Source organism: Streptomyces mangrovisoli (genome assembly GCF_000974985.2).
Lineage (GTDB): Bacteria > Actinomycetota > Actinomycetes > Streptomycetales > Streptomycetaceae > Streptomyces > Streptomyces mangrovisoli.
In genome coordinates, this window is sequence record NZ_LAVA02000099.1 from 1 (window position 1) to 9,862 (window position 9,862).

Consider the following 9,862-nt stretch of genomic DNA (forward strand, 5'->3'; position numbering starts at 1 on the left):
CCCCTGACCTGACCCCCGCTCCCCTGCTCCCCGCATCCGGTACGCTGACGCCTGTGACCACCACGGTCACGCTCCACCCACGCCTTCGTAGCTCAGGGGATAGAGCACCGCTCTCCTAAAGCGGGTGTCGCAGGTTCGAATCCTGCCGGGGGCACAACGCGTTATGCGGCCTCCCTGGGGTTTCTCCCCCAGGGGGCCCTCTGTTCGGCCCCGGACTCCCCGTCCGGGGCCGTTTGCGTGAGCGGACGGGGCGCCAGGTGGGGAACTGCGGATCGCGATCGTGACCTGCCGGTGAGCAGGTGCGGCCGTCCGCCACGTAGCGCGACGAGGCAGCCGCCGGGAAGGGGTGTGGGCGAGATCAGCGTGCCGGACGGATGGCGGACAGTACGCTGAATCCAGCGGGATCGGGCCCGCAGCACAGTGTCCGGGAGGTGCTTCATGACGGCCGAGATGGTGGCCCCGGCATGGATGCATGAGCAGATCACGGCGGAGGAGTACGACTCCTGGTCCGAGGAGCAGTGCGACGGCATCGAGATCGTGGACGGGATGGTCGTCGTGAGTCCGAGTGCGTCCAAGCGGCACAATCGGCTGGCCCGGATTCTGGCGAACGCCCTGGATGCCGCCGCGGGCCCGGAGTGGAACGCCGACACGGACTTCGACGTCCGGCTTCAGGACGTCCCGCTCACCAACCGCCGCCCGGACGTCGTCGTGTATCGCGCCGACACGATCGACATCACCCCTACCCGCCCTGAGCACGTGCTGCTGGTCGCGGAGGTGGTGTCGCCCGGCTCGGAGACCACTGACCGGATCGTCAAGGTCGACCAGTACGCCAAGGCAGGAATCGGCTTCTACTGGCGGATCGAGCAGGCCGCGACAGGCGTTCCTCTCGTGTACACCTACGTTCTCGACCCCGCGACGAAGACCTACCGGGACGGAGACGTGTTCCCCGGCGTCCTCAAGGTGGCGGCCCCCTTCCCGGTGGAGATCGACCTCGGCCAGATCTGACCACGGAAACAACACCGCGCGGCAGCACCGGGCATCCCCCGGAAAACACGGCGGTCCCGTGTCCGTTCGACTCGAACGGACACGGGACCGCCGTGCGTCGGAGAACGCGCGCCCGCGGTCATCGGCCCCGGCGTCGGCCGCCCTTCTCGCGGCGGGGATACGGGAACAGCCGCGGTCGGCGTTTCGCGGCCACGTCCTCTATCCAGCCGAAGAGGAGGATCGCCAGGCAGATCAGGGGGACGGCCAGGACCAGCGGGGTCCACTGGCTGGACAGGAGCCACTGGGCGTGGTCGTAGAGGAAGGTGTTGCTCCACAGCGGGTCGATCAGGGGCTCGGTCAGGACCAGGGCGAAGGAGTGCCACAGGTAGACCGTCACGGCGCGGGAGTTGAGCAGGGTGATCACGCCGTTGAAGCGTTCCAGCGGCTTGGGCCACTGTTCCCAGGAGGGGCTCAGGTGGAGCAGCAGGAGCACGGCGCCGAAGGACCAGATGGCCTGGGCGACCGGCACGGCCTCCAGGTCGTGTCCGAAGCGGGGGTTGTCCACCGGCGCCCGCATCAGCCACCAGAAGCCGAACATGAGCACCAGCGGCGCGAGGGACGGCACGACGTACTGCGGGATCTTGCGGAGCAGGCCCTCCTGGTGGGCCATGCCGAGCACCCAGCAGGAGCCGAAGGTGGTGAAGTCGGTGGTGGCTTCCATCAGCCGGCCGGACTGGTCGATCAGGCCGGAGTTGACGACGAACGCGAGCGCCAGCGGGGCGAGCAGGGTGACCCAGGGCAGCTTGCGCAGCGCCTTGAGCAGGAGCGGCGACAGCAGGACGTACCAGAGGTAGGCGCGCAGGTACCACAGCGGCACGCAGATCTGTTCGGCCCAGGAGCTCGGCAGATGCCCGCCGAACGTGTGCAGCGTCGCCCCGAACGGCGGCTCGCTGACCGGCAGGATCCAGTAACCCAGGTCCGCCCACCACCAGTTGGTGTGGTGGATGTCGGGGCGCCAGCCCTCGAGGAGCATCAGCGGCACCACGACCGCGCCGAACAGCCACATCGGCGGCAGCAGTCGGCGCAGCCGGCCGCGGATCACGCTCAGCGGCGGCCGCTTGAGGGACCGCACGGTGAGCGATCCGGCCAGCGCGAACATCACGCCCATGGAGGGGAAGACGATCGGCAGCCAGGTCCAGCTGAAGTTGTGGTAGATCACCACGCGGACCAGCGCGAGCGCCCTCAGCAGGTCGAGGTAGCGGTCGCGGCCGGGCTTGCGGGCCGGCTCCGGGACGGCCTCGTCGGGCGCCGCGTCGCGCTGCGTGGGGAAGACGGCGGGGTCGATCACCCGCAGGGCCATGGTCTGGGAGGAGTCCACGGCCATGACCTGGAAGGGGTCCGGTGTGCCGTAGGCACCTCGGCCTCGTCCGGCCTGTCCGGCCTGTCCGGCAGTGTTCATGAAGACGTCGCCCCCGTCGTGACATCGAGCCCGACCTCACCGGTGCGGCGCAGCTTCTGCCAGCGCAGCCGGCCGCCCGTCAGGGCGGTGATGGCGGACTGCAGCAGCACCATGTACATCAGCACCCGGTAGACCACCTGCTGGGCGGGGAGCGTGATCAGATGCCACGCCTTCTCCCGGTCCAGGTGGAAGGACCACCAGGCGCAGACGGCCTGGAGGGCCATCACCGCGAACCAGGCGGCCAGCGTCTTGTAGGCGTCGACGAAGACGACGCCGTAGATCATGCCGATGTCGATGGCGGGTGCCAGCAGCGGCGTGACCACCATGAACAGGGCGACGAACGGCAGGCCCACCCGGCCGAAGTGGCCGGCCGCGCCGCGCTCCAGCACCGAGTGCCGGTGCTTCCACATCGCCTGCATGGTGCCGTAGGACCAGCGGTAGCGCTGGGACCACAGCTGCTTCATGCTGACGGGCGCCTCGGTCCAGGCCCGCGCGTTCTCGGCGTAGACGACCTTCCAGCCGGCCCGGTGCAGGGCCATGGTCACGTCGGTGTCCTCGGCGAGGGTGTCGTCGCTCATGCCGCCGGCCTGTTCCAGCGCGGAGCGGCGGAAGCCGCCGACCGCGCCGGGGATGGTCGGCATGCAGTTGAGCACGTCGTACATCCGGCGGTCCAGGTTGAAGCCCATCACGTACTCGATGTGCTGCCAGGCGCCGATCAGCGTGTCGCGGTTGCCGACCTTGGCGTTGCCCGCGACGGCGCCGACGCGCGGGTCGCCGAAGGGCTGCACCAGCTCGCGGACGGTGGACGGTTCGAAGACCGTGTCGCCGTCCATCATCACGATCAGGTCGTACGAGGCCGCGGCCACACCGGTGTTGAGGGCGGTCGGCTTGCCGCTGTTGGGCTGGCGGATCAGCCGGACCATCGGCAGGTCGAGCTCCTCCACGATGGCGGAGGTGTCGTCGGTCGACCCGTCGTCGACCACGATGACCTCGATGGGGTAGTCGCTCGCGGCCAGCGAGAGCAGGGTGTTGGTGATGCACTCCTGCTCGTTGTACGCGGGCACCACCACGGTGACCGGTTCGGTGACCGGGTCGCCCCAGGAGAAGCCCTTCTTGCGGGTGCGGCGCACATGGATCGCCGAGAGCAGCAGCATCAGCACGAACCGGGCCATGACGAGCACGCCGACGACGGCGAGCAGGCCGACCAGCCACGGCAGCAGCCACACCGAGAAGGTGGTGCACCACAGGAACGCCTTGCCGAGCCACAGGTTGTAGGTGCTGACCTTGCTGTTGGCGGAGCCGGAGCCGATCGCCTCGCCGATGGTCTTGAAGGTGTAGCCCTGGGCCTTGAGCTTCTCGATGATGATCGGCAGCGCGGCGAGCGTCTGGGAGCGGTTGCCGCCCGCGTCGTGCAGCAGGATCATCTCGCCCTGGCCGGGCAGGTCGGGCATGGCGGCCTTGACGATGGAGTCGACGCCAGGCCGCTTCCAGTCGTCGGTGTCCTTGTCGATGAAGGCGGTCAGGTACCCCTCCGACCCGGCCTGCTTGGTGACCGGCCACGACCAGTCGTCCAGCGCGTCCGCGGTGGAGGAGTAGGGCGGCCGGAACAGGCTGGAGTGGATGCCGGCGACACCGGCGAGCGCGAGCTGGGTCTCGCCCAGCTCCCAGGTGAGCCGGGTGCCGGAGTGCAGCGCCAGGTCGGGGTGGGTGAAGGTGTGCAGGCCGATCTCGTGGCCGTCGGCCACGACCTTGCGGATCAGCGAGGGGTTGCGGGTGACCATCGAGCCGGTGACGAAGAAGTCGGCGTGGATGTTCTCCTTCTTCAGCACCTCGAGGATCTTCGGCGTCCACTGGGACGACGGGCCGTCGTCGAAGCTGAGGACGACGGTCTTGTCCGGGATCGTGTAGCTGACCGGCTTGTCGTTCTTGTCGCCGCGCGCGTCGACGATCGGGCCGCCCTCCAGCACGCCGTCGGGGACGGTGCCCTTGTCCACCGAGGTGGCGATCTTGTCGTCGTGGAAGACCTCGTTGTTCGCCATGCCCCGGAGCACCATCAGCGCCAGCAGGGTCGCGAGGACGGTCAGCGGCAGGAAGAAGCGCAGGGGAGGCGCGGCCAGTCGGCGCGGCCGCGCGATGGACTGGCGGGGGCGTTGATGGCGGGAGCGGGACATTGACTTCCTGGTCGGTCGCGGCCGGCTACTGCGCGGCGCCGGTCACGGAGCCCGAGGCTCCCGTACCGGCGTTCGTCGTCGCGGTCGCGGTGGCGTCGGAGGTGGTCGCTTGGGCGGTGTCGGTTCCGGTTCCGGTTCCGGTGCCGGTGCCCGACGCCGTGGTGCCGGCCGTCGTACCGGCCGCCGTTCCGGCCGTCGTACCGGCCGTCGTCGTCGCGGTGTCCGGCACGGTGGTGCCGGAGGTCGCGGTGGCGGTGGACGCCGCGTCGCCGGTCGCGGTGGCGGTGGGCGCGGTGGCCCCGGTCCCGCTCTCGGACGCGGTGGCGCCGGGAGCCGCGGGCAGGGGCGCGTTCAGGTACTGGCTGGGCGGTGTGGTGTCCGCGGTGTCGGGGACCTTGAGCGCGGGGGCCTGCGACTGGATGCCGACCAGGCCGGAGGACATCGCCACCACGCACCCGGCGCAGACGATGCCCACGAGCCAGCCGAGGCCGCGCAGTCGGCGGCCGCGCTGACCGCTCTGGTCGACGAAGACGGGTGCGGGCTCGACCTCCGGGGAGGTACTGGTCATCGAGGCCTCGAGCCTTCCTTGGTCCTGTCGCATCTGCCGTTCCGGCGCACGATCCGGCGCCGACGCGAGCAGCGGCTGGTGCTTGTAGTGCTGAAAAGACATGCATCTGCCAGGAAAGGGAGATTATTCGACCGATCCTGATCTCGTCACAAGATTAATATGAAGATTCGATGAAGGTCACGCGGGTCTCGTAGAGTTCGGTGTGTCGCCCACCCGCCGCCCGATCGGACCTCGTCGCATGGCCATACCCCGCCGCCGCAGCCGCAGCCGCCCGACGGTCGCCGTGATCCTGCTGGTCGCCGTCTCGTTCCTGGCGGCCGCCTGCGGCGGCGGAAGCGGCGGTGGAAGCGGGGGCGGCGGCGACGCCAAGGCGGACCCGACCGGCGCCCCGGCCGCGCACTACCGGGTCTCGTCGTCCCTGCTCGACCCGTCCGGCCGCGCGCTGGGCGTCGTCGACGACAAGACGCCCTGGCAGTACGGCATCGTCGACACCTTCACCAAGGAGGCCGGGCGGTCTCCCGACATCCGCGAGTACTACGGCTCCTGGGGCGAGGACTTCGACGCGGAGGGCAACGCGTTCCTCTGGAAGCACGGCCAGTTGCCCATGATGGCGATGGTGCCCGACGACACCCCGCTCGCCGACATCGCCGCGGGCAAGGACGACGCCTACATCCGCAGGCTCGCGGGTCAGATCGCCTCCTACGACGGCCCGCTCGCGCTCTCCTTCGCCGGCGAGATGAACGGCCCCTGGAACTCCTGGGGCCCCGAGCACACCAAGGCCGCCGACTTCGTCGCCGCGTGGAAGCACCTGCACGACGTCTTCGACGCGCAGGGCGTCACCAACGTGATCTGGGTGTGGACCCCGCACGTGGTCGACTCCGGCACCACCGCGAAGCTGCGCCCGTACTACCCGGGCGACGACTACGTCGACTGGGTCGGCCTCATCGGCTACTACGGGCCGATCGACGGCGTCGCCTTCTCCAGCCTGTTCACCCCCACCCTGCGGGAGATCGCCCGCTTCTCGGACAAGCCGGTGCTGATCGCGGAGACCGGGGTGGCGCAGAGCGCCCAGAAGGAAGCGGACATCCGCGACCTGTTCCAGGGCGCCGCGAAGGCGGGCGTCATCGGGCTCGTCTGGTACGACCAGCGCAAGAACTGGCCGGGCAGCAAGCAGTTGATGGACTGGCGGATCAGCACCTCGGTGGGCGCGCGGGCCGCGTTCCAGGTGGAGAAGGCCCGGAACAAGTTCGGCCATTCATTCAAGAACGGCTGATGCGGCAAGAACGGCCGATCCGGCAGGAACAGCCGATCCGGCAGGAACGGCCGATCCGGGACAGGCGGGGGAAGCCGTGCGCAAGCCCGCAGGAAACGACCTTTACCATGGCGCATCACCGCGGCTGGCACACGCGGATGCCCGACCAGGGGAGAGCACGGAGATGACGACGGAATCGTCGCCGGGGCAGGGGGCTCCGCAGGAGGACCAGGACTGGGCCTTCCGGCCCCGCAGGTCCGCCGCCGGCCCACAGCCGTTCCGGGAACGGCGCCGGACGGAGCCGGCCGCGCCGTGGGACGGGGGCGCGCCGACGGGACCGTACGGCGGTCGTTCCGAGGCGGATCGGGACCGGTACGACGACGGACATGGGCCGTCCGACCCCTACGGGGGCGGACACATCGCTCCGGGTCAGTACGACGACGGACACGTGTCGGCGGATCCGTACGGGGGTTATCCCGGGGCGGACCCGTACGACGACGGACACGTGACGGCGCATCCGTACCGAGGCGGCGGGACGCCGGGCGATCCGTACGGCGACGGACGGCCGTCGGTGGACGCGTACGGCGACGGACGGCCGTCGGTGGACGCGTACGGCGACGGGCAGCCTTCGGCGGACGCGTACGGCGACGGGCAGCCGTCGGCCGGTGGGCGCCGCGACGGGCGCTCGTCGGCGGACGCCTACGGCCGGGGAGGAGCGTCGGCGGACAGGTACGACCGGCCCGCCGCCCCGCGCTGGGAAGCCACCATGGCGCTGCGGGTCCCCGAACCCGGCGTCGACGTCCTCGACCGAAAGGCCCCGGACGGCTCCGGGGCGTCTCCCGCGCAGCCGCAGTCCCCCGCGGGCGCGGGCGGCGCACGGCCCGGGAAGACCCGGCGGGTGGGCAGGCTGGTGCTCGTCCTCGCCGTCCTCGCCGCCGCCGGCGGAACCGCGGCCGTCCTGCTCCAGCAGGAGGACGCCGCCGCCGTCGCCTCGAAGAACCTGACGCAGGCGTGGCAGATCTCGGCGCCCGCCGCCGACGACGCGCTGATCGGGAGCTGGCTCACCGACAAGCTGCTGGTCCGGGCCGGCAGCCGGGGCGGTCTTCGGGCCTACGACCTCACCGACGGCAAGCAGGTGTGGCACGCCAAGCCGTCGGCGAAGGACGCCAAGCACGGCACGGTCCCCTGCGCGATGTCGCCGACGGTCAACTCCAAGGGCATCGGCACGGTCGCCTTCGGCACCGACGGCAGCACGTGCACCTGGCTGGCCGGGATCAAGGCGTCCACCGGCAAGATCCTCTGGTCCCTGCCGCTGACCAGCGCCAAGCACCCCGCGGCGACCACCGCGACGACCTTCGTGCAGGGCGACGTCGCCACCGTGGTCAGCGAGAACTTCCTCGGCGGTGTGGACGCGGGCACCGGCAGCGGCGTCTGGGGCTACCGGGCCCGCGGTCACTACTGCAACGCCTACGACTGGGGCGCCGAGGGCGTCGTTCTGGTGGACGACTTCTGCCTCGACAAGAAGAACCGTTTCACTCTCGCCGCGTACGACGGGAAGACCGGGAACGTGATCTGGCGGAAGACCGAGAAGGCCCACTCGGACGTGCCCCACATCCTGTCCGGCTCACCGCTGATCGCCTCCGTGCACACGGCGAACCAGGACGCCGTACGGGTCTTCGACAGCACCGGGTCCGGCCGCAAGCTGGCCGTGGGCAACGACGAGCTCACCTCCGGCAACGACACCACCGCCGACCACTCCGCCCGGCTCTACGGCAACGTCCTGGTCACCCCGGCCTCGTCCGCCGGTGTCACGGCGGTCGACGGCTTCGACACCACCACCGGCGCGAAGCTCTGGTCCGAGCACTCCGTCGCGCTCGCCGTCCCGGCGGACGGCGCGGACGGCGCGGTGTACGCCGTCACCACGTCCGGCCCGAGGCAGCTCGTCACCATCGACCGGCGCACCGGCCGCACCACCCCGGTGGCGGGCCTGCCGACCGGCACCGGCAAGTGGAACTTCACCTCCGGCACGGTGTACGTCACCGCGGACGGCGGCGTGCTGGAACTGAACGCCCTCGGCTCGAACGGCGGGGTGCGGCTCTACCGGTAGGCAGGCCGGTACGCCGCCGCGGACGGACGGGTCAAAAGACCGGACCGGACCGGACCGACCGGCGTCGAGAGCATGACGGAAGGCCGCCCACGGGTCGTCGTGGGCGGCCTTCGAGCTGCTCGCGGGCGAGCGGCGGAGCTGCTTGCCCGCGAGCGGCGGGGCTACTTGCCGGCCGCGGGCTTCTCGCCGATGCGCGAGATGCGGTGGGTGTCGCGGGTCATGTCGACGACCAGCTTCGTGGTGGTGCCGCCGCCCCAGGTGAGGGTGACCAGGGCCTCCCGGTGGTTGCCGACGGTGCCGTTGTCGGTCACCTTCCAGGCGCTCGGGACGTTCTGGGCGCGCAGGACGCCGTCGGCGTGCTCCCGGTTCTCCCAGGCCGCCAGCTGCTTCTGGAAGGCGGGGGTGAGGTAGTGGGCGCGGAGGGCCTCGGGGAGGTTGTCGCCGTCCTTGTCCAGCTCGGCGTCGATGTAGGTGCCGTAGAAGTCGGCGATGCGCGTGATGTCGTCGGAGGCCTTGCCGCTGACGGTGCGCGGGGCGCCGGCGGACGCCTGGGTGGTGACGCCGATGCCGAGGGCCACGGCGACGACGCCGGCGGTCAGGATGGTGCGGGCCTTGCTGTTCATGTGTCTTCCCCTGTTTTCGCGTGGTGCGGACGTGTTTTCGCGTGGTGCGCAAGCGCGCCGGGCGGCGGCTTCGACGGTCGGTGGGCCGCTCTCCCCACCCCCGTGGGGGAGGGCGGTGGTGCCGCGGTCCGGGCGGACCCGAGCGCCGGGGCATGGCGGTGCCCCGGGAACGAGTGGTGGGGTGTCTCCCGCCGCCGGCTGGTCGGGCCGGACCCGGTCGGTGCGACACCAGGAGCATCAGCCGTCACCGCCGCCCGGCGCAACGCGGAACGCCCCGCCGGCGACGGTGGAACCATCCCAGCCCAGCTGACGTGCAGGTATATGAACTCCCTGGGATGCGGGGACGGTTGGGAAGGCGGGGATCGGTGGCGACCGGGGACGACGTCGAGCGGTTCGCGGCGCTGCTGCGCCAGTTGAAGGACCGCACGGACCGGAGCTACGGCTCCCTGGCCCGGCGCCTCAGCATGAACACCTCGACGCTGCACCGCTATTGCGCGGGGGACGCGGTGCCGCAGGACTACGCCCCCGTGGAACGCATGGCCGCCTTCTGCGGGGCGACCCCCGAGGAGCGCCTCGAACTGCACCGCCGGTGGCTGCTCGCGGTGAGCGCCCGACAGCGGCCACGGACGGGAGCGGAGCCGGACGGCGACGACCGCGCCGACGGCCCCGCGGCCGTGACCACCCCCGCCGACCCACCC

At 71.0% G+C, this 9,862-nt stretch carries 8 protein-coding genes and 1 tRNA gene; 5 read left to right on the forward strand and 4 right to left on the reverse strand.

What is annotated here, in order from left to right; all coding sequences use genetic code 11:
* The first annotated feature begins 81 nt into the window (after positions 1-81).
* Positions 82-154, forward strand: a tRNA-Arg gene (locus WN71_RS33715).
* Between the two features lie 284 nt (positions 155-438).
* Entirely contained in the window at positions 439-1,005 is a 567-nt protein-coding gene (locus tag WN71_RS33720; RefSeq protein ID WP_046588672.1) for a Uma2 family endonuclease, read from the forward strand.
* Between the two features lie 118 nt (positions 1,006-1,123).
* Here WN71_RS33720 and WN71_RS33725 read toward each other — a convergent pair whose 3' ends face one another.
* From WN71_RS33725 to WN71_RS33735, 3 genes are read right to left on the reverse strand one after another with little or no spacing between them, the layout of a single operon-like run.
* Positions 1,124-2,443: an acyltransferase family protein gene (locus tag WN71_RS33725; RefSeq protein WP_240529862.1), complete on the reverse strand. Its 1,320-nt coding sequence runs from the start codon at positions 2,441-2,443 to the stop codon at positions 1,124-1,126.
* Positions 2,440-4,614 carry a bifunctional polysaccharide deacetylase/glycosyltransferase family 2 protein gene (locus tag WN71_RS33730; RefSeq protein WP_052743114.1) on the reverse strand — a complete coding sequence of 725 codons (2,175 nt, stop codon included), beginning with the start codon at positions 4,612-4,614 and terminating at the stop codon, positions 2,440-2,442. The genes WN71_RS33725 and WN71_RS33730 overlap by 4 nt, the downstream gene beginning before the upstream one ends.
* Positions 4,615-4,639: 25 nt before the next feature.
* The gene (locus WN71_RS33735) at positions 4,640-5,182 is read right to left on the reverse strand and encodes a hypothetical protein (protein ID WP_052743115.1); all 543 of its coding nucleotides are present in this window, start codon (positions 5,180-5,182) and stop codon (positions 4,640-4,642) included.
* A gap of 238 nt (positions 5,183-5,420) precedes the next feature.
* Here WN71_RS33735 and WN71_RS33740 point away from each other — a divergent pair, with 238 nt between their 5' ends.
* On the forward strand, positions 5,421-6,455 hold the full coding sequence (locus WN71_RS33740) for a glycoside hydrolase family 26 protein (RefSeq protein ID WP_052743116.1): 1,035 nt from the start codon (positions 5,421-5,423) through the stop codon (positions 6,453-6,455).
* A 484-nt stretch (positions 6,456-6,939) separates the two neighbouring features.
* Entirely contained in the window at positions 6,940-8,541 is a 1,602-nt protein-coding gene (locus WN71_RS33745) for an outer membrane protein assembly factor BamB family protein (protein ID WP_167382987.1), read from the forward strand.
* A gap of 161 nt (positions 8,542-8,702) precedes the next feature.
* Here WN71_RS33745 and WN71_RS33750 read toward each other — a convergent pair whose 3' ends face one another.
* A complete protein-coding gene (locus WN71_RS33750) occupies positions 8,703-9,164 on the reverse strand; it encodes a hypothetical protein (RefSeq protein WP_046588675.1) in 462 nt (153 codons plus the stop codon).
* Positions 9,165-9,499: 335 nt separating this feature from the next.
* On the opposite strand from WN71_RS33750, the gene WN71_RS33755 reads away from it, so the two are divergent.
* Positions 9,500-9,862, forward strand: a 363-nt coding sequence (locus WN71_RS33755; RefSeq protein WP_143074907.1) for a helix-turn-helix domain-containing protein, incomplete at its 3' end; no start/stop codon positions are given.

What these genes read in the sequence shown, in the direction of transcription:
- WN71_RS33720 (WP_046588672.1), top strand. Translation starts at nt 439, where the DNA reads ATGACGGCCGAGATGGTGGCCCCGGCATGGATGCATGAGCAGATCACG.
- WN71_RS33725 (WP_240529862.1), bottom strand. Translation starts at nt 2,443, where the DNA reads ATGAACACTGCCGGACAGGCCGGACAGGCCGGACGAGGCCGAGGTGCC.
- WN71_RS33740 (WP_052743116.1), top strand. Translation starts at nt 5,421, where the DNA reads ATGGCCATACCCCGCCGCCGCAGCCGCAGCCGCCCGACGGTCGCCGTG.
- WN71_RS33750 (WP_046588675.1), bottom strand. Translation starts at nt 9,164, where the DNA reads ATGAACAGCAAGGCCCGCACCATCCTGACCGCCGGCGTCGTCGCCGTG.
- WN71_RS33735 (WP_052743115.1), bottom strand. Translation starts at nt 5,182, where the DNA reads ATGACCAGTACCTCCCCGGAGGTCGAGCCCGCACCCGTCTTCGTCGAC.
- WN71_RS33730 (WP_052743114.1), bottom strand. Translation starts at nt 4,614, where the DNA reads ATGTCCCGCTCCCGCCATCAACGCCCCCGCCAGTCCATCGCGCGGCCG.